At 65.6% G+C, this 26,285-nt stretch carries 27 protein-coding genes and 1 tRNA gene; 14 read left to right on the top strand and 14 right to left on the bottom strand.

Annotated features, from left to right (window positions below):
- Nucleotides 1–46: 46 nt before the first annotated feature.
- The 7 genes from LDL28_RS03555 to LDL28_RS03525 form a co-directional block, all read right to left on the bottom strand.
- On the bottom strand, nucleotides 47–1,276 hold the full coding sequence (locus tag LDL28_RS03555; RefSeq protein ID WP_233057244.1) for an argininosuccinate synthase: 1,230 nt from the start codon (nucleotides 1,274–1,276) through the stop codon (nucleotides 47–49).
- A gap of 115 nt (nucleotides 1,277–1,391) precedes the next feature.
- The gene (rlmN, locus tag LDL28_RS03550) at nucleotides 1,392–2,633 is read right to left on the bottom strand and encodes a 23S rRNA (adenine(2503)-C(2))-methyltransferase RlmN (protein WP_233059171.1); all 1,242 of its coding nucleotides are present in this window, start codon (nucleotides 2,631–2,633) and stop codon (nucleotides 1,392–1,394) included.
- Between the two features lie 105 nt (nucleotides 2,634–2,738).
- Nucleotides 2,739–3,482 (bottom strand): TlyA family RNA methyltransferase, encoded by a 744-nt coding sequence (locus tag LDL28_RS03545; RefSeq protein WP_233057243.1) that lies wholly within the window; start codon nucleotides 3,480–3,482, stop codon nucleotides 2,739–2,741.
- Between the two features lie 32 nt (nucleotides 3,483–3,514).
- On the bottom strand, nucleotides 3,515–5,506 hold the full coding sequence (dxs, locus tag LDL28_RS03540) for a 1-deoxy-D-xylulose-5-phosphate synthase (RefSeq protein WP_233057242.1): 1,992 nt from the start codon (nucleotides 5,504–5,506) through the stop codon (nucleotides 3,515–3,517).
- 5 nt (nucleotides 5,507–5,511) lie between these two features.
- Nucleotides 5,512–6,399 carry a polyprenyl synthetase family protein gene (locus LDL28_RS03535; protein ID WP_233057241.1) on the bottom strand — a complete coding sequence of 296 codons (888 nt, stop codon included), beginning with the start codon at nucleotides 6,397–6,399 and terminating at the stop codon, nucleotides 5,512–5,514.
- A 56-nt stretch (nucleotides 6,400–6,455) separates the two neighbouring features.
- Entirely contained in the window at nucleotides 6,456–6,686 is a 231-nt protein-coding gene (locus LDL28_RS03530; protein WP_102323502.1) for an exodeoxyribonuclease VII small subunit, read from the bottom strand.
- A gap of 83 nt (nucleotides 6,687–6,769) precedes the next feature.
- Nucleotides 6,770–7,054, bottom strand: coding sequence for a sulfurtransferase TusA family protein (locus LDL28_RS03525; protein WP_233057240.1), 285 nt, complete (start codon nucleotides 7,052–7,054; stop codon nucleotides 6,770–6,772).
- A gap of 120 nt (nucleotides 7,055–7,174) precedes the next feature.
- Here LDL28_RS03525 and LDL28_RS03520 point away from each other — a divergent pair, with 120 nt between their 5' ends.
- Nucleotides 7,175–8,086, top strand: a complete 912-nt coding sequence (locus LDL28_RS03520) for an ROK family protein (protein WP_233057239.1) — start codon at nucleotides 7,175–7,177, stop codon at nucleotides 8,084–8,086.
- Between the two features lie 31 nt (nucleotides 8,087–8,117).
- Here the strand turns inward: LDL28_RS03520 and LDL28_RS03515 are convergent, their stop codons facing one another.
- Together LDL28_RS03515 and LDL28_RS03510 are read right to left on the bottom strand one after the other, a co-directional pair.
- A complete protein-coding gene (locus LDL28_RS03515) occupies nucleotides 8,118–8,882 on the bottom strand; it encodes an RlmE family RNA methyltransferase (RefSeq protein ID WP_233057238.1) in 765 nt (254 codons plus the stop codon).
- Between the two features lie 12 nt (nucleotides 8,883–8,894).
- Nucleotides 8,895–10,025 carry a Ppx/GppA phosphatase family protein gene (locus LDL28_RS03510; RefSeq protein ID WP_233057237.1) on the bottom strand — a complete coding sequence of 377 codons (1,131 nt, stop codon included), beginning with the start codon at nucleotides 10,023–10,025 and terminating at the stop codon, nucleotides 8,895–8,897.
- Between the two features lie 165 nt (nucleotides 10,026–10,190).
- Here LDL28_RS03510 and LDL28_RS03505 point away from each other — a divergent pair.
- A tRNA-Gln gene (locus tag LDL28_RS03505) sits at nucleotides 10,191–10,264 on the top strand.
- Between the two features lie 413 nt (nucleotides 10,265–10,677).
- Here LDL28_RS03505 and LDL28_RS03500 read toward each other — a convergent pair.
- Nucleotides 10,678–10,884, bottom strand: coding sequence for a hypothetical protein (locus LDL28_RS03500; protein ID WP_233057236.1), 207 nt, complete (start codon nucleotides 10,882–10,884; stop codon nucleotides 10,678–10,680).
- Between the two features lie 314 nt (nucleotides 10,885–11,198).
- Between LDL28_RS03500 and LDL28_RS03495 the strand changes: the two genes are divergently transcribed.
- Nucleotides 11,199–11,690 (top strand): YaiI/YqxD family protein, encoded by a 492-nt coding sequence (locus LDL28_RS03495; RefSeq protein WP_233057235.1) that lies wholly within the window; start codon nucleotides 11,199–11,201, stop codon nucleotides 11,688–11,690.
- 87 nt (nucleotides 11,691–11,777) lie between these two features.
- Here the strand turns inward: LDL28_RS03495 and LDL28_RS03490 are convergent, their stop codons facing one another.
- Nucleotides 11,778–12,506: an SDR family oxidoreductase gene (locus tag LDL28_RS03490; protein WP_233059170.1), complete on the bottom strand. Its 729-nt coding sequence runs from the start codon at nucleotides 12,504–12,506 to the stop codon at nucleotides 11,778–11,780.
- A gap of 226 nt (nucleotides 12,507–12,732) precedes the next feature.
- On the opposite strand from LDL28_RS03490, the gene rpmI reads away from it, so the two are divergent.
- From rpmI to lpxB, 6 genes are all read left to right on the top strand, one after another.
- Nucleotides 12,733–12,936, top strand: coding sequence for a 50S ribosomal protein L35 (rpmI, locus tag LDL28_RS03485; RefSeq protein WP_007400447.1), 204 nt, complete (start codon nucleotides 12,733–12,735; stop codon nucleotides 12,934–12,936).
- 14 nt (nucleotides 12,937–12,950) lie between these two features.
- Entirely contained in the window at nucleotides 12,951–13,307 is a 357-nt protein-coding gene (gene rplT, locus LDL28_RS03480) for a 50S ribosomal protein L20 (protein ID WP_025813127.1), read from the top strand.
- 203 nt (nucleotides 13,308–13,510) lie between these two features.
- Nucleotides 13,511–14,581 (top strand): phenylalanine--tRNA ligase subunit alpha, encoded by a 1,071-nt coding sequence (gene pheS, locus LDL28_RS03475; RefSeq protein ID WP_233057234.1) that lies wholly within the window; start codon nucleotides 13,511–13,513, stop codon nucleotides 14,579–14,581.
- 3 nt (nucleotides 14,582–14,584) lie between these two features.
- Complete coding sequence (pheT, locus tag LDL28_RS03470; protein ID WP_233057233.1) at nucleotides 14,585–17,047, top strand: phenylalanine--tRNA ligase subunit beta; 2,463 nt, start codon at nucleotides 14,585–14,587, stop codon at nucleotides 17,045–17,047.
- Complete coding sequence (gene pstS, locus LDL28_RS03465; protein WP_233057232.1) at nucleotides 17,028–18,080, top strand: phosphate ABC transporter substrate-binding protein PstS; 1,053 nt, start codon at nucleotides 17,028–17,030, stop codon at nucleotides 18,078–18,080. The genes pheT and pstS overlap by 20 nt, the downstream gene beginning before the upstream one ends.
- Before the next feature lie 78 nt (nucleotides 18,081–18,158).
- The gene (lpxB, locus tag LDL28_RS03460; protein ID WP_233057231.1) at nucleotides 18,159–19,358 is read left to right on the top strand and encodes a lipid-A-disaccharide synthase; all 1,200 of its coding nucleotides are present in this window, start codon (nucleotides 18,159–18,161) and stop codon (nucleotides 19,356–19,358) included.
- Here lpxB and LDL28_RS03455 read toward each other — a convergent pair.
- From LDL28_RS03455 to LDL28_RS03445, 3 genes are all read right to left on the bottom strand, one after another.
- The gene (locus LDL28_RS03455) at nucleotides 19,318–19,539 is read right to left on the bottom strand and encodes a hypothetical protein (protein WP_233057230.1); all 222 of its coding nucleotides are present in this window, start codon (nucleotides 19,537–19,539) and stop codon (nucleotides 19,318–19,320) included. The genes lpxB and LDL28_RS03455 overlap by 41 nt on opposite strands.
- An 8-nt stretch (nucleotides 19,540–19,547) precedes the next feature.
- Nucleotides 19,548–19,964 carry a phosphoribosyl-AMP cyclohydrolase gene (gene hisI / locus LDL28_RS03450; protein WP_233057229.1) on the bottom strand — a complete coding sequence of 139 codons (417 nt, stop codon included), beginning with the start codon at nucleotides 19,962–19,964 and terminating at the stop codon, nucleotides 19,548–19,550.
- 72 nt (nucleotides 19,965–20,036) lie between these two features.
- Nucleotides 20,037–20,870, bottom strand: coding sequence for a folate-binding protein YgfZ (locus LDL28_RS03445; RefSeq protein WP_233057228.1), 834 nt, complete (start codon nucleotides 20,868–20,870; stop codon nucleotides 20,037–20,039).
- An 86-nt stretch (nucleotides 20,871–20,956) separates the two neighbouring features.
- Here LDL28_RS03445 and LDL28_RS03440 point away from each other — a divergent pair, with 86 nt between their 5' ends.
- The 5 genes from LDL28_RS03440 (at nucleotide 20,957) to LDL28_RS03420 (ending at nucleotide 26,276) form a co-directional block, all read left to right on the top strand.
- Entirely contained in the window at nucleotides 20,957–21,871 is a 915-nt protein-coding gene (locus LDL28_RS03440; RefSeq protein WP_233057227.1) for a glycosyltransferase family 9 protein, read from the top strand.
- Between the two features lie 210 nt (nucleotides 21,872–22,081).
- A complete protein-coding gene (locus LDL28_RS03435; protein ID WP_233057226.1) occupies nucleotides 22,082–22,777 on the top strand; it encodes a hypothetical protein in 696 nt (231 codons plus the stop codon).
- A 25-nt stretch (nucleotides 22,778–22,802) separates the two neighbouring features.
- A complete protein-coding gene (locus LDL28_RS03430) occupies nucleotides 22,803–24,176 on the top strand; it encodes a PQQ-binding-like beta-propeller repeat protein (protein WP_233057225.1) in 1,374 nt (457 codons plus the stop codon).
- 14 nt (nucleotides 24,177–24,190) lie between these two features.
- Nucleotides 24,191–25,624 (top strand): ribosome biogenesis GTPase Der, encoded by a 1,434-nt coding sequence (der, locus tag LDL28_RS03425; protein ID WP_233057224.1) that lies wholly within the window; start codon nucleotides 24,191–24,193, stop codon nucleotides 25,622–25,624.
- A gap of 52 nt (nucleotides 25,625–25,676) precedes the next feature.
- Entirely contained in the window at nucleotides 25,677–26,276 is a 600-nt protein-coding gene (locus tag LDL28_RS03420; protein ID WP_233057223.1) for a nicotinamidase, read from the top strand.
- Nucleotides 26,277–26,285 lie beyond the last annotated feature (9 nt).

The raw sequence follows: 26,285 nt of genomic DNA, 5'->3' as shown, positions 1-26,285 counted from the left end.
GACACCTCGGCCAGAAGTTGGGGAAGATGGAAGAAGGAACGCAGGGTCAGAGCGCGCCGCCACGGCGGCCGATCTTCGCACCCAGTCGCAGACGCAGCGCATTGAGACGGATGAAGCCCTGTGCATCGGCCTGGTTGTAAGCACCTTCATCATCTTCGAACGTGACGACACGGGTATCATACAGGCTGTTGGGGCTTTCACGACCCACGCAGATGACATTGCCCTTGTACAGCTTGAGCCGCACCCGGCCCGAGACCGAATGCTGGCTCTGGTCGATGAGCGCCTGGAGCATCCGCCGCTCGGGGGAGAACCACAGGCCGTTATAGATGATCTCGGCATAGCGCGGCATCAGGCTGTCCTTGAGGTGCATGGCCTCGCGGTCGAGTGTGATGCTCTCGATGCTGCGGTGCGCGGTCAGCAGGATCGTGCCGCCCGGCGTTTCGTAGATGCCGCGCGACTTCATGCCCACGAAGCGGTTTTCCACCAGGTCGAGGCGACCGATGCCGTTGTCGCGCCCCAGGTCGTTCAGGCGGGCCAGCAGCGTGGCGGGTGACAGCGCCTGACCATTGAGCGCCACCGGGTCGCCGGATACGAAATCGATGGTGATTTCGGTGGCCTTGTCCGGCGCCGCCTCGGGGGAGATGGTGCGCTGGAACACGATCTCGTCCGGGCCGACCGCCGGGTCTTCCAGCAGCTTCCCCTCGGAGGAGGAATGCAGCAGGTTCGCATCGACCGAGAATGGCGCCTCGCCGCGCTTGTCCTTGGCGATGGGGATCTGGTGTTCCTCGGCAAAGGCCAGCAGGCGCGTGCGCGATGTCAGATCCCATTCCCGCCACGGCGCGATGACGGTGATGTCGGGCTTGAGCGCGTAATAGGCCAGCTCGAAACGGACCTGGTCATTGCCCTTGCCGGTGGCGCCATGGGCCACGGCATCGGCGCCGACCTGTTCGGCAATCTCGATCTGGCGCTGGGCGATCAGCGGGCGGGCGATGGATGTGCCCAGCAGGTACTGCCCCTCATACAGCGCGTTGGCGCGGAACATGGGGAAGACGAAGTCCTTGACGAAGGTCTCGCGCAGGTCCTCGACAAAGATTTCCTTCACGCCAAACATTTCGGCCTTGCGGCGGGCGGGTTCCAGTTCCTCGCCCTGGCCAAGGTCAGCCGTAAAGGTCACGACCTCGCAGTTATAGGTGGTCTGCAACCAGCGCAGAATCACGGAAGTATCAAGACCGCCCGAATACGCGAGCACGACCTTCCTGACATCCTTGGCGGCCATGGGGAGAACTCTCCTGTCGACAGAACTTTTGACAATATCTCGCCAGCAAGCCGGCGGCATGCCCTCCTAGCATCCCGTGGCGCGCGCGACCAGAAGTGAAGGGCGGATTTTTACGTCATTCCACCGTATCGGTGGGCGCATCCTCACGCGCATTGCGGCGCAGGCGCTGGCTTTCGGTGCGCAGTTGCCCGCACGCCGCCAGAATGTCGCGCCCGCGCGGCATCCGGATGGGGGAGGCGAAGCCCGCATCCATCACGATTTTCGCGAACCGCTCAAGCTGTTCGCGGGTGGAGGGGCGGTAGCTGCTGCCCGGCCACGGGTTGAACGGGATCAGGTTGACCTTGGCCGGAATGCCCGAAATCAGGCGCACCAGTTCGCGGGCGTCGGCCTCGCTGTCATTGACGCCGCGCAGCATGATGTATTCGAACGTGATACGGCGCGCATTGCTGGCGGCGGGGTAACGGCGGCAGGCGGCGATGACCTCACGAATGGGGTATTTGCGGTTGAGCGGCACGATTTCGTCACGCAGGTCGTCGCGTACGGCATGCAGGGAGACGGCCAGGTTGATGCCCAGTTCCGCGCCGCACTGGTCCATCATCGGCACCACGCCGGAAGTGGACAGCGTGATGCGCCGGCGGGAAAGCCCGATCCCTTCGCCATCCATGATGATGCGCATGGCCTTGGCCACGTTATCGTAATTGTACAGCGGCTCCCCCATGCCCATCAGCACGATGGTGGAAAGCAGGCGCGGGGTTTCCCCCTTCGGGCTGGGCCATTCGCCGTAGCTGTCGCGCGCGGCCATGAACTGCCCCACGATCTCGGCGGCACCCAGGTTGCGCACCAGCGCCTGCGTGCCCGTGTGGCAGAAGGTGCACGACAGCGTGCAGCCCACCTGCGAGGATATGCACACCGCCCCCCGGTCTTCCTGCCGGTCGGGGATGTACACGGTCTCGGCTTCCTGCCCGTCGCGGAAGCGGAACAGGAACTTGCGCGTCGCGTCCTGCGATGTCTGCTCCGTCACCACGCCGGGGCGCCCGACGACAAAATGTTCGGCCAGCTTTTCCTGCAACGGGCGGGCGATGGAACTCATGCGCGAGAAATCGGTCGCGCCCTGATGGTAGATCCAGTGCCACAACTGCTTGGTGCGGAATGGTTTTTCACCAATCTCCACCATGATGTCCGTCAGTTCCTCACGCGACAGGCCCACAAGGTCGCGCCGACCATCGGACAGGGCGGCGGTGGGCGGGGCGAACTGCGCGGATTTCGCGCGGATGCGCGTGCGTTCCTCATCATTCAGGAGCGAGGCCGCTGTCCCGTCGCGTGGCGGGGAAGGCGGTTTTGCGGGGGCTGCGGACATCGCGGTGCTGCCTATGTTCTTCATGTCATTTCAGGGGAAGGGGATGCGTCCTTCCCCATGTTCCCGCCTGTGTATCACAACCCCGATGGCGGATGCGACCGCCGATCAGCCTTCCTTCCGCGCCGCGATCAGGAATTCCCTGTTGCCTTCCGGCCCGGTGATGGGGCTGGGGTCGATGCCCAGCACGTTCCAGCCCGGCAGGCCCGACCACCATTCATGGATCATTTGGCACACGGATTCATGCACTGCCGGGTCGCGCACGACGCCCTTGGCCCCCACGGCGTCGCGTCCGGCCTCGAACTGCGGCTTGATCAGCGCAATGGCCCACGCGCCCGGCGCGCACAGTTCCAGCCCCGCGGGCAGCACCGTACGCAACCCGATGAAGCTGGCGTCACAGACCAGCGCCTGTATGGGGTCGGGAATGAGGGTGGCGTCCAGTGCGCGGGCATTGCACTTTTCCAGCACGACAACCTGTTCGGTATTGCTGCGCAGTTTCCATGCAAGCTGCCCATGGCCGACATCGACGGCATAGACCCTGGCCGCGCCTTCATGCAGCAGCACGTCGGTAAAGCCCCCGGTGGAGGCCCCGACATCGAGACAGGTCAGCCCCGCAGGCGACAGGCCAAAATGTTCCAGCCCGTGCGCCAGCTTGATCCCGCCGCGTGACACCCATGGATGGTCCTGCCCCTTGAGGGTCAGGGGCGTATCCTCGGGTATCTGTTCACCGGCCTTGGCGATGCGCCGGTCGGGCGTGTGGACCAGCCCGGCCATGATAAGCGCTTGCGCGCGGGTGCGGGTTTCCACCAGCCCCCGGTCCACCAGCATCTGATCGACGCGACGTTTTGCCATGCGCGGTGCCTGTTTTCCCGAACGGAGCGTGCTCAGGCCATCTGGCGCGAATGCGGCACGCCAAGGGCGGACAGCGCCGTCGCGACAATGGCGGGCGCATCCAGCCCGGCCTCATGGTACTGTGCGGCCTGGGTGTTGTGGTCGATGAAGCGGTCGGGCAGGGTCATGGGGCGGAAGCGCACGCGGTCCAGCAGGCCGGTCCGGGCCAGGTGTGTCATGACATAGCTGCCGAAGCCGCCCACCGACCCTTCCTCGATGGTGATCAGCACGGCGTGGTTGCGCGCAAGCTGCTCGACCAGGGCGGTGTCGATCGGCTTGGCGAAGCGGGCGTCGGCCACCGTGGGGGACAGGCCCTGCGCGGCCAGCATGTCCGCCGCCTTCAGCGCCTCCCCCAGCCGTGGACCGAGCGAGAGGATGGCGATGCCGCCCTGCTCGGGGCCTGACTGGCGGGCCATCTCGCGCACGATTCGCCCGCGCCCGATCTCCAGCACCTCGCCCGCTGCCGGAAGGTCAAGCCCCAGCCCGTTGCCGCGCGGGTAGCGCAGCGCGATCGGGCCTTCGTCAAACGCGACGGAGGTCGCGGTCATGTGCAGCAGTTCCAGCTCCGTGCTGGGCGCCATGATGGTCATGCCCGGCAGGCAGCCAAGATAGGCGATGTCGAACGACCCGGCATGGGTCGCGCCATCGGCCCCCACCAGCCCCGCGCGGTCGATGGCGAAGCGCACCGGCAGCTTCTGCAGCACCACGTCATGCATCACCTGGTCATAGGCGCGCTGGAGGAAGGTGGAGTAGATGGCGCAGAACGGGCGCAGCCCCTCCGTCGCCATCCCGGCGGCGAAGGTGACGGCATGCTGCTCGGCAATGCCGACATCGAAGAAGCGGTCGGGATAGGCTTTGGCGAATTTGTCCAGCCCCGTGCCCGAGGGCATGGCGGCGGTGACGGTGACGATGCGGTTGTCCGTCGCGGCCTGGCGGATCAGTTCGCGCCCGAAGACCGAGGTATAGCTTGGCGGGCCGGGCGGGGCCTTTTTCTGCTCGCCCGTCACCACGTTGAATTTGGACACGGCGTGGTATTTGTCGCCAGCCGATTCGGCCGGGGTGTAGCCACGCCCCTTTTCGGTAATCACATGGACCAGCACGGGGCCGACATCTTCCGCGTCACGCAGGTTGCGCAGGATGTGGACAAGCTGGTTCATGTCATGCCCGTTCACGGGGCCGACATAGTAAAAGCCCAGTTCCTCGAACAGCGTGCCGCCGGTCATGATGCCGCGCGCGTATTCATCCGCCTTCTTCGCGGTGCGTTCCAGCCGGCCCGGCAGGCGCTTGGCCATCTTGCCCGCAAGCTCGCGCAGGCCAAGGAACTTGCGCGAGGACATGAGCCGCGACAGGTAGTTCGACATCGCGCCCACGGGCGGGGCGATGGACATCTCGTTATCGTTGAGCACCACGATCAGGCGTTCGGCGCCCGGCCCGCAATGCGAGGCGTTGTTCATCGCCTCGTACGCCATCCCTGCCGAGATCGAGCCGTCCCCGATCACCGCGATCACGTTGCGCTCACGGTAGGAGGGGTCTTCCTCTGCGCGCAGGTGGTGGGCGACGGCCATGCCGAGCCCCGCGGAAATGGAGGTGGAGGAATGGGCCGCGCCGAAGGGGTCGTATTCGCTCTCGCTGCGGCGCGTGAAGCCCGAAAGCCCGCCCGGCTGGCGCAGGGTGCGGATCCGCTCGCGCCGCCCGGTCAGGATCTTGTGCGGATAGGCCTGGTGGCCGACATCCCAGATCACGCGGTCATCGGGGGTGTCGAACACGGCATGCAGCGCCACGGTCAGCTCAACCACGCCCAGCGACGCCCCAAGGTGCCCCCCGGTGGTGGAGACCGCGTCGATCGTCTCCGAGCGCAGTTCATCCGCAAGCTGCCGGAGCTGCTCCACAGAAAGGTTGCGCAGGTCATGCGGCATACGCACGCGGTCAAGCTGCGCATAGCGCCCGAGCGTCGGAATCGCGGAAGGCGTGTTGCTGTCGGTCATGTCAATCAGTTCCTGCGCTCGACCACGTAGCGGATCAGATCGCGCAGGCGATCAGCCTCGGGGCCAAATATGTCGATATGGGATTCAGCCTGTTCCGCGACGCGCCTTGCCTCGTTCGCGGCACCTTCCACGCCCAGCAGGGCGACGTAGGTGGACTTGCCCGCGGCTTCGTCCTTGCCGGCCGTCTTGCCCAGTTCCTCGGCGCTGGCGGTGGCGTCCAGCACGTCATCGGCGATCTGGAACGCAGCGCCAAGGTCGCGGCCATAGGCGGAGATGCGCCTGCGCACGTCGTCGCTCGCCTGGCCCAGGATGGCCCCGGCTTCAGCCGAATAGCGGATGAGGCAGCCGGTCTTGAGCGCATGCAGGCGGGCGACTTCCTCCAGCGACAGGGCGCGGCCTTCGCCCTCCATGTCGATCATCTGGCCACCGACCATGCCGGCGGCGCCCGAGGCTTCGGCCAGGGCGCGCACCAGGTTGACGCGCACTTCCGCGCTGGCGTGCGTCAGCGGGTTGGCGAGGATATCGAACGCCATCGTCTGGAGCGCGTCACCCGCCAGGATGGCCGTGGCTTCATCAAACTTGCGGTGGGTGGACGGCTGGCCACGGCGCAGGTCGTCATCATCCATGGCGGGCAGGTCGTCATGCACCAGTGAATAGGCATGCAGCATCTCGACCGAGGCCGCGACACGATCCGCCCCTTCGGGGCTGACGCCGAACAGGCTGGCGACTTCGGCCACCAGGTAGCCGCGCAGGCGCTTGCCCCCGCCCAGCGTCGCATAGCGCATGGCGTCGATCAGGCGGGCTTCCCCCCCTTCGACACGGGGAAGAAGGCGGTCGATCATGTTTTCGATCGCCGTGGCGCGCGCGGCCATGGATGCACGCAGACGGACCATGCGATCCGTACCGTCTGTTTGGGACGCGGTTGCTGTTGTTTGGCTCATCTGGCGCATCAATCCATTGGTTTTGCTTCCAGCGTACCATCGGCACGCTGGACAATCGCCTGGACGCGGGCTTCCGCCTCGTCCAGTTTCTTCTGGCAGTACTGCCGCAGGGCCGCGCCACGCTCATAGGACGTAATTGCGTCCTCCAGCCTGAGTTGGCCCACCTCAAGCTGCCGCACGATGGCCTCAAGCTCGGCCAGTGCGTCCTCGAAGGAAAGGTTGGTCAGGTCATCGGTCATCTGTGCGCGGTGCTTCCTGCAATAACGTAGCTGGCGGACGCATTACATCCTTGTGGGGCATCCTGCCAAGGGGACAACTGGTTTTACGCCAGTTTGACATCAGGGGCGGGGGGATCGCCCGCCGGGCGCGCGGCCTGCGGTTCGGGCCTGCGGCGGATGATGAAGGAGAGCGTGCCGCCTTCCTCCCCGAAGGCGATCAGCGCATGGCCCGTCTCGCGGCAGAAAGCCTGAAAATCCGCAACCGAGGCCCGGTCCGTCGCCATGACGCGCAGCCGTTCCCCCGGCGCGAGGCCGCGTAACATGCGGTTGGCCCTGAGTACGGGGAGTGGACAGGTCAGCCCGCGTGCGTCTAGCAGGATTTCACTCATGGGGACTTGTCTCCTCGTGGTGGGCAGCTATGCCCTGACAACAGGGTTTGATGTTCCATGCTGGTACGATCATAAAAGAAAACGTGCCATTGATAAAACATGATGAAAGAAAGACTCCGGATGGCCTCCTATCGTATCGGAATAGATTTTGGCGGCACCAAGATCGAGATCGCAGCACTGGGCATGGATGGAGCCGAGCTGATCCGCCGGCGGATCATCAATCCCGGCAACTATACGGCGGCCATTCAGGCCATGTGCGACCTGATCCAGGGTGTGGATAAGGAACTGGGCGGAACGGGCACGGTCGGAATCGGGATTCCCGGTTCCATCAGCCCCGATATCGGCGTGATCAAGAACGCCAACGCCACATGGCTGAACAACCAGCCCCTGAACCGTGACATGTCCGAAGCACTGGGGCGTGAGGTCCGCATCGAGAACGACGCCAACTGCTTCGCTCTGTCCGAGGCGATCGACGGGGCGGGTGCGGGGTTCCACAGCGTGTTCGGCGTGATCATCGGCACCGGCATGGGCGCCGGGATCGTGATTGACCGCAAGCTGCTGATCGGGCGCAATCACATCGCGGGGGAATGGGGGCATACGCCGCTGCCCTGGCCCCGGCTTGAGGAATTCCCCATGCCCAAGTGTTTTTGCGGCAATGAGGGATGCATGGAGCGTTTCCTCAGCGGTTCGGCGCTGGCGCAGGACTGGAAGGGCCCCGGCCATCTCAGCGCCGCCCATATCGAGGCGGAAGCGGAAGCCGGGGATCTTACGGCAATCGGCGCGCTGGACCGTTACATGGACCGCATGGCGCGGGCATGCGCCATGGCGATCAACTTCATGGATCCCGACGTGATTGTGCTGGGCGGCGGCGTGTCCAACCTTGATACGCTGTACGAACGCGTGCCCCATCTCATGCGGCGTTATATCATCACACCCGACTGCCGCACCCCCATCGTGCGCAACCGCCATGGCGACAGCTCCGGCGTGCGCGGCGCCGCATGGCTATGGGACGATCTCCACGCGAATGCCTGATGGGTGCCGGACGCGACCGGGGGCGCGGGGGTCAGCCTTCCCCGTTTTCCCGGCCGCGGAACCCTGTCGCCACGACATAGAGTTCACTCGATTCCTTGCGGCTTGCCGGTGGCTTGGCGTGCCGTACCTGGGTGAACAGGGCTTTGAGTTCCAGCAGCATCTGTTTTTCCGACCCGCCCTGGAACACCTTGGCGATAAACGCCCCGCCGGGGGCGAGAATGCGCGTGGCGAAATCCAGCGCCAGTTCGGTCAGGCCGATAATGCGCAGGTGATCGGTCGGGGCATGTCCGGTTGTATTGGGCGCCATGTCGGACATGACCAGATCCGCGCGGCCGCCCAGCAGTTCGGTCAGGCGGTCGGGCATGGCCGGATCGTTGAAATCCCCTTCGATAATGGTGGCACCGGGCACCGGGTCCACGGGCAGCAGGTCGACACCGGCGACCTCCGCCGCCCCGCGCTTGACCGCAACCTGTGTCCAGCCCCCCGGGGCCGCCCCCAGATCCACCACACGGGCGCCGGGGCGGATGAGATGGAAGCGGTCATCAAGTTCGATCAGCTTGAAGGCGGCGCGTGAACGCCAGCCCTGTTTCTGCGCGGCCTGCACGTAGGGGTCGTTCAACTGCCGTTGCAGCCAGCGGTGTTGCGCGGTGGTGCGGCCGCGCGCCTTCCTGACGGTGACGGTCTTGGTCCGGTTGGCCTGTACGGCCCGCCCGTCGGCGCTGGTGTCGCCATCTCCGGGGGTCAGGCTGCTGGTACGGGCCTTGCCCGGTATGCGGGTGGGGGAACGCTGTTTCATGACGGGACGCGGTCAGGAACTGACCCGGTGCTCCATACGGCTGTATAAGGGGAGGGAAGACGGTGCGGTGGAAAGGCCACCACGCCGTTTACGATCCCCGATCATGCGTAAAAGCAGGCCGTCGCGCAATCCCCGGTCCGCCACCGTTACCTCCGCCAGGGGCCAGGTGGTGACGATCGCTTCGAATATGGCGCAGCCGGGCATGATGTATCGCGCGCGTTCCGGCCCGATGACGGGATTGCGCACCAGCCCGTCCATGCCCGTCCGGCGCAGGCTGTCGATGATGCCCAGCGCGCGCGGCACCGACAGGCTGGTGCCATCGATGCTGGTGCGGTCATAGCGCGCCTGACCCAGCGCCAGGCTGGCCAGCGTGGTGACCGTGCCGCTGGTGCCCAGCAGCATGACGTTCTGGCGCACGATTTCACGGGCGATGCAATGAACATCATCAAAACCGCGCAGGACGCTGCTGATTTCGGCTACGGTGGCGGCATAGCCCGTATCGGAAAAGATGTCCGCGCCATCGCGCTCACCCAGTGTCATGATGCCGACGGGCAGGCTGACATAACCCGACAGGTCATGCCGTCCGGCATGGCGGTCGATTCGCGCCCAGGCGATCTCGGTCGAGCCGCCGCCAATGTCGAACAGTAGCCCGCGCCCCGTCGTGCCCCGGCTGTCCTGCAATAGTGAGGTACAGGCGGCGAGTGCGAGTTCCGCCTCCTCCCGTGCCGAGATGATGGAGATGTTCAGTCCCGTCTCGTGCAGGACGCGGCTGAGGAAATCGAGACCATTTCCCGCCCGGCGGCAGGCTTCGGTCGCGATGGCGCGGTGGCCGTGCAGGTCATATAGCCCCATGCGCGCGACACAGGCCCGCAGGGCGGTCAAGGTACGTTCCATGGCCGGATCGGCCAGCTGGCCAGTCCGGTGCAACCCTTCACCAAGACGGACCGCGCGGCTGAAACTGTCGATCACGCGCAGGCCCTGCGAACCGGCGCGGGCGATGAGCAGCCGGCAGTTATGGGTGCCCAGGTCAATGGCGGCATAAAGCGGTGCGCGTATGCCGCGGCGATGCGCCACGGGGGGGAGGAGGGGCATGGACCCCTGCTGTCGTGTCTTCGCGCTGAGCGTCTGCTGGACCATGTGCATCCAAACCCGGTGACGGACGAGGTATTACCTATTGTGTTGAGTGTTCTGCATAAAACGCAAGCCAAAAGAGAAAGTTTGTACAAAAGCCATATCGGGGGTTGCGCGCTTCGGAGGCGGCGGCTATATGCCTGATCACCGCAGCGCATCGCGCCGCTTTCTCCTTGCTGGGGGATAGTTTAGCGGTAGAACTACCGGCTCTGACCCGGTCAGCCCTGGTTCGAATCCAGGTCCCCCAGCCATAATTCCCCATTTTAAAAATCAGATGACCAGAGTGGCTGAAAAACGGCTACGGATTGGCATGTCGTAACTGTTTCAGGCTGGTGCCGGGGTATCGCTCCCATCAGGGCTGGCATTGCGGATGACTGCCCATCTCCCGGGCGTTCGCGTAGGTGTTACGCTCCAGGGTTGCGAATTGTGGTTAGCATGGACTCCTTCGGCAAGCCGTTCGGATTGCATCGGGCCGTATGTATGAAAATGTAACGATGGTTTTGGAATTCGACAGTAATCGTTGAATAAATGGTCGAATTCCTCTCTGGATCCGTGGCTGTTTGTGTACTTATGAAACAAATTCCAATCGCGCTTGACACAAAAAGACCGGAAGCGTGACATAACAATGTTTTAACTTTGTCAGATCAACTTTAATCAGGGAGTTTCAGATGTCCACTTCTGTTTCAAGCCTCGGCAGCAGTTCTCTCGCCAGCCTGTTTGATACGTCTTCCGCAAGCAGCTCATCCTCTTCATCGTCCGCGTCATCTTCATCCTCGACGGGATCAAGCTCCTCCAGCACGACGACGAGTGAAGTCTTCAACAGTGACGGTTCGATCACCACCATTGTTAAGGATTCAAGCGGCGACATCATTTCCGAAACCACCAGTGGCTCGACAAATTCCTCGTCACAGGGTGGGGATACCGCGCAGACCGACGAAAGCGGCGTTGACCTCTACGCCTGACCCTGCGGCTCATGGCCTGGAGTGGTGCGCGCGCATGATTTCAGGCCATGAGGGCATGTTTCATAAAGGGTCAGGTGGGGGGTGGCGACATGCTCGCCCCCTTGCTAATCGCGCAGGTCCCGGAATAGGACAGGGGCATGTTGTCATGTTCCTTTCGCCTGTTGTGTTTCCGCTATGATGGTCCGGTCCGTATCCTGCTGGCGCGCGCCCTGCGATGCACGCCATGACGCGAATTTTCATTGATGCGGATGCCTGCCCCGTTCGTGATGAGACCTATCGGGTGGCCCAGCGTCATGGGCTGCATGTTTTCGTTGTGTCAAACCGCATGATCGCGCTTCCGTCCTCGCCGCTGATCGAGCGTGTCGTGGTGACGCAGGGCATGGATGTGGCGGATGACTGGATTGCCACGCGGGCGGCGGCGGCAGACATCGTCATCTCCGCCGATATTCCGCTTGCGGCGCGCTGCGTGGCGCGTGGGGCCTGCGTGCTGGATCCGCGCGGGCGGATCCTGGATGAGGACGCGATCGGCATGGCGCTCGCGATGCGTAACCTCATGGAGGACCTACGTTCCACCGGCGCGATCATGCAGGGTGGGCGTGGTTTTACGCGGGCGGACCGCTCCACGTTTCTTTCCGCGCTGGATACCGCCGTGGTCCGTGCCCGCAAGCGGGCGGCGGGGCGCGACCGGCCATTTCCCATTGTGCCGCCCCAATAACGGGATGGCGTGGAGGTCGGGGGCTGTTCAAAAAGCGTCCTGAGGGGGTGTGCGGGCGCGCATACGCGCCGCCCGCACGGAAGCGGGTCAGGCGGCCAGACCGCCATCGGTCGTCAGCGCCGCGCCGGTGATGAAACCCGCCGCCGGGCTGGCCAGGAAGGCCACCAGAGCCGCGACATCGCTGATTTTCCCATATTCCTTATGGCACATGAAACTGCGCAGCAGGTCCGCCGCCGCACCCGTTGCCGGGTTCATGTCGGTGTCGATGGGGCCGGGCTGGACCACGTTGATGGTGATGCCGCGCGGGCCAAGGTCGCGCGCGGCCCCGCGGGCAAAGCCGTTCAGCGCCGATTTGGACGCGGAATAAAGCGAAATGCCGGGGAAGGGCGAGCGGTCGGCAAAGGTTGAGCCGATCAGCACGATCCGCCCGCCCTGCGTCATGTGGCGCGCGGCTTCGATGGTCTCGATCATCACGGCGCGGACATTCAGCCCCAGCACGCCATCAACCTGTTCGTCCGTCATCTCGGTCACGTCGCCATAGGGATAGATCCCCGCATTGCACACCAATGCGTCAATCCGGCCCAGTTCGCGCACGACTTCCTGTATGGCGGCGCGGTTGCCGTTGCCTTCGCCATCGCAGCGGATGGCAAGGGCGCGGCGGCCCAGCGCACGGACCGCATCCAGCGTTTCCTCGGCGGCGTGGGCGTTGCGGACATAGGAAATGGCGATATCATACCCGTCCTTCGCCAGCGCGCGGGCAATGCCCGCGCCGATGCCACGGCTGCCGCCCGTTATGTATGCCACGCGGTTTGTCATCATGGTCCTCCCGATGTGTCTTGTGTTTTCCTCCTACAGTACGCGGTGCGGGCGGGAAAGAATGCATGCGGGCGGGGAAGGGGCTTGATCGCGCCTGCGGGGTTGTCTATAGCGTGCGTGTTCGCGCGTCCGGGCCTGTAGGGCATGCCCGGCCGCAATGTGGCGCCTGATTTTCCATGCATAATGGGAGGGCAGGGCGCCAACACGTTAAACCGAGGAGAAGAAAATGCCCAAGATGAAGACCAAGTCATCGGTCAAGAAGCGGTTCAAGATCACCGCGACCGGCAAGGTGCTGGCAGGACCCGGCAACAAGCGCCACGGCCTGATCAACCGCTCGCAGAAGATGAAGCGCACGAACCGTGGTTCGCAGGTGCTGACGGAAATGGATGGCCGCACTGTAAAGCAGTGGGCCCCCTACGGTCTGGCATAAGGAGTAGCTGAGATATGGCACGTGTGAAACGCGGCGTAACCAGCCACGCCCGCCACAAGAAGGTTCTCGAACTCTCCAAGGGTTTCCGGGGGCGTTCCTCCACCAATTACCGCATTGCGCTGGAGCGCCTGGAAAAGGCGCTGCGCTATGCCTACCGTGACCGCCGCAACAAGAAGCGTGAATTCCGCGCCCTGTGGATCCAGCGCATCAACGCCGCCGTGCGTGAGCATGGCCTGACCTACAGCCGCTTCATCAACGGTCTGGACAAGGCTGGCATCGAGATCGACCGCAAGGTTCTCGCCGCCATTGCCTTTGACGATGCGGCGACCTTCGCCGAAATCGTGAAGAAGGCCCAGGCCGCTCTGGCCTGAACCCTGTTCCACGCCCGCGTGGCGACAGGTCCACGAAACGGGTCGTCCGAACGGGCGGCCCGTTTTGTTTTTATGCAATGCCCGTGCCGCTTTTCTGGCTGGCGGCGGGCACAGTTTTATGTGCCGGGTCTGGCCCGCGCCGGTCAGTCGCGCCGGTGGACAGTCTTCGCCAGCCCGCCCGGCAAGAGCCTGCGCGAGGTGCTATGAGTGACGATCTCGAAACCCTGAGGGAACAGACAGTTCAGGCACTCGCTGCCGCGACCGACCTGCGTGCATGGGACGCGGTGCGCGTTGGCACGCTGGGCAAGTCGGGCCGGCTGACCGCGCTGCTCAAGGAACTCGGGCGCATGACACCCGATGAGAGACGCCAGCGTGGCGGCGCGCTCAACCGCCTGCGTGACGAGCTTTCCCGCATGGTCGAAGCACGCGGTCAGGAACTTGAAACCGCGGCGCTCAACGCCCGCCTTGCCGCCGAGCGCGTGGACGTGACCCTGCCCTGCGCGCCACAGGCGGACGGGCTGCTGCACCCCATTACCCGCACCATCGAGGAAATGACCGCCATTTTCGGCGCCATGGGTTTCCAGCTTGCCGAAGGTCCGGATATCGAGAGCGACTGGCACAATTTTTCGGCCCTGAACACGCCCGCGCACCATCCCGCCCGCACCGATCAGGACACGTTCTACCTGCCTGCCGAAGTCGAGGGCCAGCCCGAGCGCGTGCTGCGCACCCAGACATCGGGCGTGCAGATCCGCACCATGCTGGGCAAGGAGCCGCCGATTCGCATCATCGCGCCGGGCCGCACCTATCGCGCCGACCATGACGCCACGCATTCCCCCATGTTCCATCAGTGTGAGGGGCTGGTGATCGAGAAGGGCATCACGCTCGGGCACCTCAAGGGCTGCCTGTCGGATTTCCTGCGGGCGTTTTTCCAGATCCCGGACCTGCCGGTGCGTTTCCGCGCCTCCTATTTCCCGTTTACCGAACCGTCGATGGAAATCGACATCGGCTGGTCGCGCAGGACGGGCCAGATCGGCACCGGGGGCGACTGGCTGGAAGTGCTGGGTGCGGGCATGGTTCATCCGCGCGTGCTGGCCAATTGCGGGCTGGACGCGCGTGAATGGCAGGGCTTCGCCTTCGGCATGGGGGTCGAGCGGCTGACCATGCTGCGCCATGGCATCCCGGACCTGCGCTCGTTTTATGAAAGCGATGTCCGCTGGCTGCGCCACTACGGCACGTCCCCCCTGTCTCCCGCCCTGCTGCATGAAGGCCTGTAAGCAATGAAGTTCTCCCTGTCATGGCTGCGCGAACACCTTGAGACCTCGGCGACGCTGGAAGAAATCTGTGCCACGCTGAACACCATCGGCCTGGAAGTGGAAGGCGTGGAGGACCGGGGCGCCGTGCTGGCCCCCTTCCGTACCGCCCGCATCATCGAAGCCGCCCAGCACCCCAATGCCGACCGCCTGCGCGTCTGCCAGGTCGATGCGGGCGAAGGGTTCGAGCGGGTGCAGGTTGTCTGTGGCGCGCCAAACGCACGCACGGGGCTGCATGTGATCTTCGCGCCGCCGGGCACCTTCATCCCCGCCAGCGGCATCACCATCAAGGCGGGTAAGCTGCGGGGGGAGGAAAGCGGCGGCATGCTGTGTTCCCTGCGCGAACTTGGGCTGGGGGCGGAAAGCGACGGCATTGCCGAACTGCCCGAGGATACGGTGCCCGGTCAGTCCTATGCCCTGTTCGCCGATCTGGATGATCCGGTCATCGACATCGCCATCACGCCCAACCGTGGGGACGCGCTGGCCGTGCGCGGTGTCGCGCGCGATCTGGCGGCGGCGGGTCTGGGTGAACTCCGGCCATGGCTGACCGAAACGGTTGAAGGCCGGTTTGAAACCCCCATCAACTGGCGCATCACCTACCCCGAGGTCTGCCCGTGGGTTCTGGGGCGCAGCATCCGTAACGTGCGTAACGGGCCAAGCCCGGAATGGCTGAAGCGCAGGCTGGAATCCATCGGTCTGCGCCCGGTTTCGGTCCTGGTGGACATTACCAATTTCTTCGCTTTTGATCTGGGCCGCCCGCTGCATGTGTTCGATGCGGACAGGCTGATGGGTTCTGAACTGACCATCTGCCGTGGCGCGGGGGAGACCTTCACCGCGCTGGATGGCAGCGAGCATGTCATGACGCCGGATGACTGTGTCATCGCCGATGGCCGGGGCGTGCAGTCGCTTGCCGGGATCATGGGCGGGGCGGAAAGCGGCGTCAGTGATACGACCACCAACGTATTCGTGGAATGCGCGCTGTTCGATCCGGTGGCCATCGCACTGGCTGGGCGGCGGCATAACCTGCATTCCGATGCCCGCCAGCGTTTCGAGCGTGGCGTGGACCAGGCCCTGCCGCCCGCCGCGCTGGAAGCCGCGACGCGGATGATCCTTGAACTCTGCGGCGGTGAGGCGGGCAGTGTCGTCTCGGCGGGTCAGGAGCCCGCATGGCAGCGGCAGGCGCATCTGGAATTCGCGCGGCTGGAAACACTGGGCGGCCTTACGGTCGCGTCGGATCAGGCCGTTCACCTGCTGGAGCGGCTTGGTTTTACGGTGCGTGAGCGGGACAGCCGTCATGTCGTGGTGGGAGTACCCTCATGGCGCAATGACATCGCAACGCCGCTCCTGCTCGACCAGCAGCCCGATCTGCCCCCCACCCGCGCGCAGGTGGCGGCGGAGGGGGCGGCGGCGATCGACCCGGAAGTGGACCTGATCGAGGAAATCCTGCGCCTGCGCGGGCTGGACAGCGTGCCCGCCATCTCGCTGCCGGTGCATGGTGCGGTGCCCCTGCCTGCGCTGACCCCACGGCAGGCCCGTATCGCCAGCCTGCGCCGCCAGCTTGCCGCGCGCGGGTTGCTGGAAACGGTGGGCTTTTCCTTCGTCGCGCTGGATCAGGCCGTCGCGTTCGGGGAGGCTCCGGCTGACCTGCACCTGCTCAATCCCATCGCGGCCGACCTGGACCAGATGCGCCCCACGCCGCTGGTCAACCTGCTGGCGGCGGTCAGGAGCAACGTGGCGCGCGGCTATCCCGATCTGGGCCTGTTTGAAGTCGGTCCCGCCTTTGACGCCGATGGCCAGAAACTGGTCGCAGCCGGGATCCGCAGTGGTCATTCCGCCCGTCTGCCCGGCCAGCCCGCGCAGCCGGTCGATCTGTGGCAGGCCAAGGCCGACGCGCTGGCGGCGCTGGGTGTCATGGGGGCGGCGCTTGAAGGGTGCAGTATCACGGCCGATGCGCCACCTTACTACCATCCGGGCCGGTCCGGCGTGATCCGGCAGGGGCCGAAGCTGGTGCTGGGGCATTTCGGGCAGTTGCATCCGGCCCTGCTGGCGCAGCGCGGGATTGATGTGCCGGTCTGCGCGTTCACGCTGTATCCGGACGCGGTGCCGGAGCCGAAGCGCAAGCGCAGGACGCCCCCGGCGCTGTCGGCCTTCCAGCCTCTGAAGCGGGATTTCGCCTTTGTCGTCGCCACGGACATGGCGGCGGAGAAGCTGCTCCGCGCGGTAAGGGGCGCCGAGCGTAACCTGATTGTCGCGGTCAGCCTGTTTGATGTTTATGAAGGCGACAAGGTTCCGGCCGGGCACAAATCACTGGGCGTTGAAATCACCCTTCAGCCGATGGACAGGACCCTGACCGATGCGGAAATTGAAGCTGTCTGTGACCGCGTTCTCGCCGCCGCGCAGAAAAGCTGCAATGCGACCCTGCGTGGCTGACCGCCACCGGGGCAATCGGGTGCTGCGCGCCAGCGGGCCGGTTGGTCTCGGGCTGCTGGGAATGTTGGGCACCGCCAGCCTTCCGGCTGGCGCGACCGAAATTACCGGGGCGGGCTCCAGCTTTGGCGCGCCGATTTACGGGGCCTGGGGGGAAGGGATATCCCATGTCACGGATATCCGCCTGAACTACCAGACCATCGGTTCCGGCGCGGGACAGAATCAAGTCAAGGCCCGCACCGTGGATTTCGGGGCCTCCGACGCGCCGATGAACGCGGCCCAACTGGCGCAGAACGGGTTGCTCCAGTTTCCCACGGTGCTGGGCGCGATCGTGCTGGTCGTGAACCTGCCGGGTGTCGAGACCAGCCACATGCACCTGACGGGCGACCTGCTGGCGCGGCTGTACGCCGGTGACATCACGCAGTGGAACGACCCCCGCATTGTGGCGGAAAACCCGGACATGACCCTGCCCGCCATGCCGGTGGCCCCGGTGCGGCGTGCTGACGGGTCGGGCACGACCTTTGTGTTCACCTCCTATCTCTCGCGCGTTTCCCCACGCTGGGCGGCGGAGGAAGGGCGGGGGACATCCATTGAATGGCCAGCGGGCGAAGGCGCGCGCGGGAACGATGGCGTGGCCGCCGCCGTGCGCAATACCGAAGGCAGTATCGGCTATCTGGAATACGCCTATGCGGCGGGCAACCACATGCCGATGGTGGAACTGCGCAACCGGCATGGTGACCTGGTCACGGCGGACCCGGAAAGTTTCCGCCTTGCCGTTACCACCGCCCGCTGGGCGCAGGACGCCACCCATTCGGCCGATGTTCTGGATGGGGAAGGGGCGGGCGCATGGCCCATCATGGCCGCGACCTATGTGCTTGTTCCCATGGATCGGGCCATGACGGCGCAGGGCAGGGCCGTACGCGCGTTTTTCGACTGGAGCATGCAGCACGGCGGTGACGCGGCGCTGGCATTGGGCTATGTCCCGCTGCCCGACAGCATCAGCGCCAGCATACGGGAACTGGTGAACGCGCGTTGATGGGGCCGCGTGATTTCCACGGCGTTTGTGGCAGGTGTCATTTGCGCTGGCCCGACTGACACGATAAGCCCGTCAGGCATGACAGGTTCTTCCCCCCAACCCCCTTCACCTCCCTCCGGCCCGACCATCTGGATCATGGCGGGGGAGGCCAGCGGTGATGTGCTGGGTGGTCGTCTTATGGCGGCATTGCGTCATATGCGGCCCGACCTGCGGTTTGCGGGTATCGGGGGCGAACAGATGCGCGCGCAGGGATTGCATAGCCTGTTCCCACTGCGTGACCTTGCGGTCATGGGCCTGCTGGAAGTGCTGCCCAGAATACGGACCCTCTCGCGCAGGCTGGATCAGGCGGTCGGGAATATCACCCGGCTGCGGCCCGATCTGGTCATTACCATCGACAGTCCCGGTTTCACCCTGCGCCTGCTGCGCCGGATCGCGCCGCTTTCCATTCCGCGCCTGCATTATGTCGCGCCGCAGGTCTGGGCCTGGCGTGAACACCGGGTGCGGGAATTCCCGGGGTTGTGGGAACGGATGCTCTGCCTGCTGCCCTTCGAGCCGGAATTTTTTGGCCGCCATGGAATCGAGGCCCGCTTCGTGGGCCATCCGGTCATCCAGTCCGGGGCGGATCAGGGATCGGGGCAGGCGTTCCGCACCCGCCATGGCATAGGGGACGAAGCGCCCGTGCTGGTGCTCATGCCCGGCAGCCGCCGCTCCGAAGCGCCACGCCTGCTGCCGGTCTATGGGCGGATGCTGGCCTGCCTGCAACGCAGCATGCCCGGTATCGTGCCGGTTGTGCCCGTGGCGCCCGTCATTGCCGATATCGTGCGCAAAGGTGTGGCGAAATGGCCGGTCCAGCCGCTTATCGTCACGGATATTCACGACAAGCATGATGCCTTCGCCGCGGCTGATGCCGCGCTGACCAAATCCGGCACCTCCACGCTGGAACTGGCCATCGCGGATGTGCCGATGGCCGTGACCTACCGGGTCAACCCATTGACGGCGGCCATGGCGCGGCGGCTGATTCGCGTGCCCTATGTCGCCATGGTGAACCTGCTGTCCGGCCACAGGCTAGTGCCAGAACTGTTACAGGAACACTGCACGCCCGAACGCCTGGCCGCGACCGTGGAGCGATTGCTTACGGACGAAACCTGCCGCCGCCTGCAACGCGACGGCTTCCGCCATATCCGCGCCAGCCTGCGCGGGCCGGGTCAGGATCCGGCCACTGCCGCGGCGCGGGAAGTCATGGATTTGCTGGCGTCGCATCCTGCCGGGGGGGCGTAGCCTGCGGGATGTCCGGTGTGGCGGGCGTTGTGACGGCAGGGCGCGGGGCCTCGTTTTCCGAGACGAGGGCATGCAGTTCGTTGCGGAGCATGATGAACCCCATGATCAGCGTGCCCACCACCATGATCCCGATCCAGATGAGCTTGCCGATCTGTTCGCGTCTTTCTTCATCATGCGCCATTGAATTTTCTAGCCTTTGCCATAAAGCGTTTCCGCCGCCACGTCCGGCTGCGTGATTTCGACAATCCCCTCGGGGCGCAGCGCATTGTAAAAGCAGCTTCGCCGCCCCGTGTGGCAGGCAACCCCGGTCTGGTCAACAAGCAGCAGGACCGCATCACGGTCACAGTCCAGGCGCGCATCCACCAGATGCTGCACCTGCCCCGACGTTTCTCCCTTGCGCCACAGGCCGCCACGGCTGCGGGAATAGTAACATACCCGGCCCGTGCGCAGGGTTTCGTCCAGTGCTTCGGCATTCATCCAGGCGAGCATCAGGATCTCGCCACTGTCATGCTGCTGCGCGATGGCGGTGATCAGGCCATCGGCATTGAATTTGATGTGGCCGATCATGGCGGAACGGGTGGCCGGATCCGGCGGCGTGTAGGACATGTGTTTTACCTTGAACAGACAGGGGAAAGCCCGACCGGGCACATGCCCGCCACGGGCGCGCCTGTCCAGCCCCTATTGCGCCTTGGCGGCGGGCAGGGTGAACCATTGGGGTACCTGCACGTCCAGCGCATGCCCCCCGGCGGTCAGGTTCGTGGAATGCATGTGTTCCGTGCGGATCATCGCCATGCCCGCCCCATCGCGGGAGGAGCGCATTTCCCCCGCACTGGCCGTGCCGGACAGGATGGGCGTGCCCGGCGGGGGCAGTTCGCGCGCCGCGGTGACCGGCAGCAGGTGGCGGCGCACCAGCCCGCGATAGCGCGTGCGCGCGGTCAGTTCCTGGCCCATGTAGCAGCCCTTGGTCCAGGAAATGCCGTTGAGCTGGTCAAAATTGGCTTCCAGCAGTAGGGTTTTGTCACTTTCGCAGTCACGCACGCCATCGGGCAGGCCAAGCGCCAGACGGTGGCGGTCGTAATCGACATCATCCGTGCCGGCCGACGGGGCGGGGTGCCCCAGCAGGAAGCGCCAGCCCGCCTGCGCCAGGCGCGGATCGAGTGCGGCGGGGTAGCCTTCGGGCGGGGTGATGTCCGCCCCCCACGCGGCATGCACGGCATAGCCGGTTTCACCAATCTCGACCTGCGCGCGCAGGCGGTAGCGCGACAGGCGCTGGCGCAGCATGTCGGTCTGCCCGGCATCGCAGTCCAGCAGCAGGCGCGTGCCTTCGGGGTCGGCAAAAACAAAGAAGTCGGCCAGCCATTTCCCCTGTGCGGACAGGAAGGCCGTCCATACCGCCGTACCGGGCGCGACGGCCGTCATGTCGTTTGACACCAGCCCCTGCAGGAAGGACACACGATCCGCCCCGGATACACTCAGTACGGCGCGGTCAGGAAGATGAGCAATTCTGGCCATATTCATAATCTGGCCATGTCCGCGCCGCGAGGCAAGGGCTAAGAGGGGCGGGTACATCCGCGAAATCCGACAGGCCCCGTAAAAAAATGCATATCCTGTTCATCACCTCCACCCGGCTGGGTGACGCCGTCCTGTCCACCGGCCTGCTGGATGCGCTGCTGCGGCGTTACCCGCGGGCCGACTTCACCATTGCGTGCGGGCCGGTGGCCGCCGGTCTGTTCGCGCACATGCCCCGCCGCGTCCGCACGCTGGAAATGGTCAAGCGCCCGCATAACCGGCACTGGCTGGATCTGTGGCGGGCGTGCCGGGGGCGGAAATGGGATCTGTGCGTGGACCTGCGCGGTTCGGTGGTCAGTTATTTCCTGCGTGTGGGCAGGCGTCATGTCATGCGCGGGGGGCGCAGGCCTGGGTTGCGGGTGGCCCATATCGGCGGGCTGCTCCACCTTGATCCGCCGCCCCTGCCGGTGACGTGGACCAGTGCGGCGGAACGCGCGCGCGCGGAGCGCATGCTGGCGGCGGGCACGGACTGGGTGGCGCTGGGGCCGACCGCCAACTGGGATGGCAAGATCTGGCCGGCGGAACGGTTCGTGGCCGTGTTCAACGCCCTGCGCGCGGAAAATCCCGGCCTACGTCCGGTGGTCCTGTACGGGCCGGGAGAAGCGGAGCGCGCGCGCGCCGCGCCGGTTCTGGCGCTGTTGCCCGATGCGCTCGATACGGGGGGTGACCTGTCGGTGTCGCAGGTCGCGGCCCTGCTGGCGCGGTGCAGCCTGTTCATCGGCAATGATTCGGGGCTCATGCATCTGGCCGGGGCGAGCGGGATTCCCACCCTTGGCCTGTTCGGGCGCAGCCGGGTGTCGGAATACGCGCCTTCGGGGCGCTGGGCGCGCGCCATTATCGCCCCCGGTCCGCCCGGTGACGCCCCCATGGAGGGGCTGGGCGTGGCCGAGGTCACGCGCGCGGCCGGTGGACTGCTGCGGGAATGGCGCGATGCCGCGCGATAAAAACCCCAATTTTTTGCATTTCCCGCCCGCTTACCGCTGGCGGTGGCAAACGGGCCGGTCTATGTGATCGGACTGGCGCAATGGCGGCAGGACGCCCGCAATCGGGGCGGGGCGGTTTGCCGTGCCGTTTCAGGCCCGATATGCTGGGGCAGACAATCTTGATGCGCGATGCATGACGCACCGCGCCAGCGAGCAGGGAACGACAGGAACGTGGCTGACGACATCTTCACGGAAGTCGATGAGGAAATCCGTGCCGAGCGCATCCGGGCACTGGCGCGGCGCTATCTGGTGGTTGCGGGTGTCGCGGTGGCGGCGGTCTGTATCGGCGCGGGTGGATGGCAGTATTCCCTTTCGCGGGCGCACAAGGCGGATGCGGCGGTTTCCGCGTCCTATTTCGCCGCCATGCATGACGCCGCCCGCGCGCCCGACATGCCCGGCGCGATAACGCCACTGGGCACGCGGCAGAAGGGGGCGCTGGCGGCCCTTGCTGCGCTTGACGGCAGGGCCCGGCCCCCGCTGCGCATCCTCGCGCGGATGGAGCGCGCCGCCCTGCTGGCCGGTAGCGGCGACACGCCGGCCGCCCTCGCGCTGTGGGATGAGGTCGCGCGCGACCGTGCGACCGATCCGGTCCTTGCCGCGCTGGCCAGCCTGCTATGGGTCCAGCACCAGATCGACAGTGGCGATCCGGCGACCCTTCGCTCCCGCCTGGCCGTGCTGGACGCGGCGGACCAGCCATGGCGCGGGCAGGCGATCGAGGCCGAGGCCATGCTGGACCTGCGCGCGGGCAGGGAAGCGGATGCCCGCGCCCGTTATGAACGCCTGAGCATGGATATGGGGGTGGCCGATGGCGTGCGCAGCCGCGCCGAGGCCATGCTGCAGATGCTGGGGGGCGGAACGGATGGCTAGTCTGAAGCGGATTGACGCAAAGAACATGAAACCGGTCCTAAGCCGCCGCCATGCGCTGATGGGCGTGGGGGCGGTGCTGCTTCCCGCGCTCGCGGCGTGTAGCGGGGGCAAGAAGAAGACGCAGCTTCTCATCGGCCAGCGTTCGGACGTGCTGCATACGGCGGCGGGCCTTACCGTCGATCCCGAGGAGACGCAGGCCGTAACCGTGCCCGCGCCGGTGGCGGTGAACGAGTGGCCGCAATCGGGCCTTCATCCCGACCACGCGGGCGTGAACATCGCCTGGGGTGGCCAGATGCGCCATCAGTGGAGCCATGACATCGGGGCCGGTAATTCCGAGCCGGAACTCCTGTCCTATGTCGCGCTGGGCGATAGCGGGCGCGGCATCATCCAGGCCACGCCGGTCGTGCAGAACGGCCGCATTTTCGTGGCGGACGCGCAGGGCGTGGTTCGGGCCTATCGCTGGCCGGGCATGCACAAATTATGGGAATATAATCCCAAGCCACGCAAGATGCTGTCGAACAACCTTGGCGGCGGGATCACGGTGGATGGCGATACGCTGTACATCGTCGATGGCGTGGGGCAGGCGCTGGCGGTTGACGCCGCCCATGGCAAGCTGAAATGGCGCGTCAATATTCAGGCCCCCGGCCGCTCGGCGCCCACGGTGGTCAACGGACGGCTGTTTTTCGGCACCATCGATGAGCACCTGTTCTGCGTGGACGCCGAAAACGGCAATATCCTGTGGAGCTATGCTGCCACCTCGGCGGATACGGTCATATATGGCCAGCCCGCCCCGGCGGTGGCCGACGGGGTCGTGCTGGCGGGGTTCGGCTCGGGCGATCTGGTGGCCCTGCGCGCGGAAGGCGGGGAAGTCGTGTGGGCCGACACGCTGGGCAGCACCAACGGGCAGCAGGCGCTGATCGACTTCTCCTGCGTGCACGGCATGCCGGTAATTACCGATGGCACGGCCTACGCCATCAGCACCGGCGCGGTTCTGGTCGCGATTGACATGCGTTCGGGCCGCAGGCTGTGGGAGCGCGGGATTTCCGGCCAGAACACCCCGGTAGTGATCGGTGACTGGATCTTCCTCATTTCCATGGATGAGCAGGTGGCCTGTCTCGACCGGCTTTCGGGCCATGTGCGCTGGATCACGCAGTTGCGCCGGTATGAAAATACCGACAAACAGAAGCGCGGCGTGGTATGGAACGGCCCCATCCTGGCGGGGGGCAAGCTGGTGCTCATTTCCAGCATGCCCCAGAACGGCGTCGCCATCCTTGACCCGGAACAGGGGCATATCGAATCGCTCCACGCCCTGCCGGCACAGGTTACGACGGCGCCCATCGTGGTCGATAATCTGCTGTTGCTGATGGACAATAACGGCTACCTTAGAGCCTATAGTTAAAGAAAGTTGCCGCAGTGAGTTCATCTTTTCCATCCGCGCCCGTGGATGCGCTGCCGGTTGTCGTGATCGCCGGCAGGCCGAATGTCGGCAAATCAACCATATTCAACCGGCTGGTCGGGCGCAGGCAGGCGCTGGTGGCCGATACGCCGGGCGTCACCCGCGACCGCAAGGAAGGGCAGGCGACCGTGCGCGGGCGCGCCATCCGCATCATCGACACCGCCGGGCTGGAGGAAGCCGCACCCGATACGCTGTACGGGCGTATGCGGGCTTCCTCTGAATCCGCCGTGGCGGGCGCGGATCTGGTCCTGTTCTGCATTGACGCGCGCAGCGGCATTACGCCAGCGGATGAGCATTTCGCCAACTGGCTGCGCCGTCAGGGCCGCCCGGTGCTGCTGATCGCCAACAAGGCGGAAGGCAGGCAGGGGGCCGCCGCCGCGATGGAGGCGTATTCGCTGGGGCTGGGTACGCCGCTGGCCATCTCCGCCGAACATGGCGAGGGGGTGGCCGACCTCATGTCCGAAATCGTGGACCGGCTGCCGCCAACCGATCTGCCGCCCGTACAGAAGCTCACCCGCCGCGACCGCCGCATACTGGCAGAAAGCGAGGTTGAAGCGGCGGAGGACGTGCGTCCCCCCGGCCCGCTGCGCCTGGCCATTGTGGGGCGGCCCAACGCGGGCAAGTCCACGCTGCTCAACCGCCTGCTGGGCGAGGAACGGATGATTACCGGCCCCGAGCCGGGGCTGACGCGCGATTCCATCGCCGTCATGCTCAATGACGGGGAAGGCCCGATCCAGCTTGTCGATACGGCGGGCCTGCGCCGCAAGGCCCGCATTGACGAGACACTGGAGAAGATGTCCGTCTCCGCCTCGATCGAGGCGCTGAAGATGGCCGAGGTCGTCATCCTCGTGCTGGATGCGACGCTGGGCGTGCATGAGCAGGACCTCCAGATCGCCCGCCTGATCGAGCGTGAGGGGCGCTGCTGCGTTCTCGCGCTGAACAAGTGGGACGCGGTGGAGGACCGGGCCGCAACCCGGCAGGCCATCAGTGACCGGATCGAGACCTCGCTGGCGCAGATGCGCGGCATTCCGGTTGTCTCCTTCTCCGCCATGACGGGGGCGGGCATCAACAGGCTGCTGCCGACCGTACGCCGCGCGTATGATGTCTGGAACCGCCGCGTGCCCACCGGCGCGCTCAACCGCTGGTTCGAGATGATGGTCTCGCGCCATCCGCCGCCGCTGGTGGACGGGCGCAGGCTCAAGCTGCGCTATATCACGCAGGCCAAGGCCCGGCCGCCGACCTTCATCCTGTTCGGCACCCGTACCGACCAGTTGCCGGAAGATTACCAGCGTTACCTGGTCAACGGGCTGCGCGAGACGTTCGACCTGCCCGGCACGCCCATCCGGCTGCTGCTGCGCGCGTCCAGCAACCCCTACGCGAAAGAGCGCTAGAAACGCATCCGTTTCCCATGCGGGAGTGGACGCCCCGCCACGAGGATGATCCATGCTTACCCCAGCGCCGACCGACGCCCTGCTGATTATTGACATGCAGGTTGATTTCCTGCCCCCCACCGGCGCATTGGCCGTGCGGGGGGCGGACGGGCTCGTGCCGCTTGTCAATCAGCTCTCGCGCCTGCCGTTCGGGCTGGTCGTGGCCACTCAGGACTGGCATCCGGCGGGGCATGTCTCCTTCGGGGCGGGAGAGAACCAGTGGCCGGTTCACTGCGTGGCTGGTACGCCGGGGGCGGCATTTGCGCCCGCGCTGGACCAGACCCGTATCGGGCTTGTGCTGCGCAAGGGAATGCACCCCGATATCGACAGCTACTCCGCCTTTGAGGACAATGCCCGCCAGAACCGGACCGGGCTGGAAGGGCTGCTGAAGGAACGGGGCATCACGCGCGTGTTCATCGCCGGTGTCGCGCTGGATTACTGCGTGGCCCATACCGCGCGTGACGCGCTGCGGGCGGGCTTTCGCACGGTTGTGCTGCACGATGCCTGCCGTAGCGCGCAGGCGGCGCCTGACACGGTTCTTGCCGCGCTGGCGGCGGAAGGGGTCGAATGCACGGCAGGCTGCCCCATGATCGGGCCGCAACCACGCGCCTGACCCCGCCGC

The organism is Komagataeibacter sp. FNDCR2 (assembly GCF_021295395.1).
In the GTDB taxonomy this organism is placed as follows: Bacteria; Pseudomonadota; Alphaproteobacteria; order Acetobacterales; family Acetobacteraceae; genus Komagataeibacter.
The sequence above is the reverse complement of the archived record's forward strand: the minus strand, read 5'-3'. Positions and strand labels throughout refer to the sequence as shown.

Excerpts from the sequence above, each read along its gene's own strand:
- LDL28_RS03555 (WP_233057244.1), bottom strand. The coding sequence starts at position 1,276 with ATGGCCGCCAAGGATGTCAGGAAGGTCGTGCTCGCGTATTCGGGCGGT.
- rlmN (WP_233059171.1), bottom strand. The coding sequence starts at position 2,633 with ATGTCCGCAGCCCCCGCAAAACCGCCTTCCCCGCCACGCGACGGGACA.
- LDL28_RS03545 (WP_233057243.1), bottom strand. The coding sequence starts at position 3,482 with ATGGCAAAACGTCGCGTCGATCAGATGCTGGTGGACCGGGGGCTGGTG.
- dxs (WP_233057242.1), bottom strand. The coding sequence starts at position 5,506 with ATGACCGACAGCAACACGCCTTCCGCGATTCCGACGCTCGGGCGCTAT.
- LDL28_RS03535 (WP_233057241.1), bottom strand. The coding sequence starts at position 6,399 with ATGGTCCGTCTGCGTGCATCCATGGCCGCGCGCGCCACGGCGATCGAA.
- LDL28_RS03530 (WP_102323502.1), bottom strand. The coding sequence starts at position 6,686 with ATGACCGATGACCTGACCAACCTTTCCTTCGAGGACGCACTGGCCGAG.
- LDL28_RS03525 (WP_233057240.1), bottom strand. The coding sequence starts at position 7,054 with ATGAGTGAAATCCTGCTAGACGCACGCGGGCTGACCTGTCCACTCCCC.
- LDL28_RS03520 (WP_233057239.1), top strand. The coding sequence starts at position 7,175 with ATGGCCTCCTATCGTATCGGAATAGATTTTGGCGGCACCAAGATCGAG.
- LDL28_RS03515 (WP_233057238.1), bottom strand. The coding sequence starts at position 8,882 with ATGAAACAGCGTTCCCCCACCCGCATACCGGGCAAGGCCCGTACCAGC.
- LDL28_RS03510 (WP_233057237.1), bottom strand. The coding sequence starts at position 10,025 with ATGCACATGGTCCAGCAGACGCTCAGCGCGAAGACACGACAGCAGGGG.
- LDL28_RS03500 (WP_233057236.1), bottom strand. The coding sequence starts at position 10,884 with ATGATGTCGCCGCTTGAATCCTTAACAATGGTGGTGATCGAACCGTCA.
- LDL28_RS03495 (WP_233057235.1), top strand. The coding sequence starts at position 11,199 with ATGACGCGAATTTTCATTGATGCGGATGCCTGCCCCGTTCGTGATGAG.
- LDL28_RS03490 (WP_233059170.1), bottom strand. The coding sequence starts at position 12,506 with ATGACAAACCGCGTGGCATACATAACGGGCGGCAGCCGTGGCATCGGC.
- rpmI (WP_007400447.1), top strand. The coding sequence starts at position 12,733 with ATGCCCAAGATGAAGACCAAGTCATCGGTCAAGAAGCGGTTCAAGATC.
- rplT (WP_025813127.1), top strand. The coding sequence starts at position 12,951 with ATGGCACGTGTGAAACGCGGCGTAACCAGCCACGCCCGCCACAAGAAG.
- pheS (WP_233057234.1), top strand. The coding sequence starts at position 13,511 with ATGAGTGACGATCTCGAAACCCTGAGGGAACAGACAGTTCAGGCACTC.
- pheT (WP_233057233.1), top strand. The coding sequence starts at position 14,585 with ATGAAGTTCTCCCTGTCATGGCTGCGCGAACACCTTGAGACCTCGGCG.
- pstS (WP_233057232.1), top strand. The coding sequence starts at position 17,028 with ATGCGACCCTGCGTGGCTGACCGCCACCGGGGCAATCGGGTGCTGCGC.
- lpxB (WP_233057231.1), top strand. The coding sequence starts at position 18,159 with ATGACAGGTTCTTCCCCCCAACCCCCTTCACCTCCCTCCGGCCCGACC.
- LDL28_RS03455 (WP_233057230.1), bottom strand. The coding sequence starts at position 19,539 with ATGGCGCATGATGAAGAAAGACGCGAACAGATCGGCAAGCTCATCTGG.
- hisI (WP_233057229.1), bottom strand. The coding sequence starts at position 19,964 with ATGTCCTACACGCCGCCGGATCCGGCCACCCGTTCCGCCATGATCGGC.
- LDL28_RS03445 (WP_233057228.1), bottom strand. The coding sequence starts at position 20,870 with ATGGCCAGAATTGCTCATCTTCCTGACCGCGCCGTACTGAGTGTATCC.
- LDL28_RS03440 (WP_233057227.1), top strand. The coding sequence starts at position 20,957 with ATGCATATCCTGTTCATCACCTCCACCCGGCTGGGTGACGCCGTCCTG.
- LDL28_RS03430 (WP_233057225.1), top strand. The coding sequence starts at position 22,803 with ATGAAACCGGTCCTAAGCCGCCGCCATGCGCTGATGGGCGTGGGGGCG.
- LDL28_RS03420 (WP_233057223.1), top strand. The coding sequence starts at position 25,677 with ATGCTTACCCCAGCGCCGACCGACGCCCTGCTGATTATTGACATGCAG.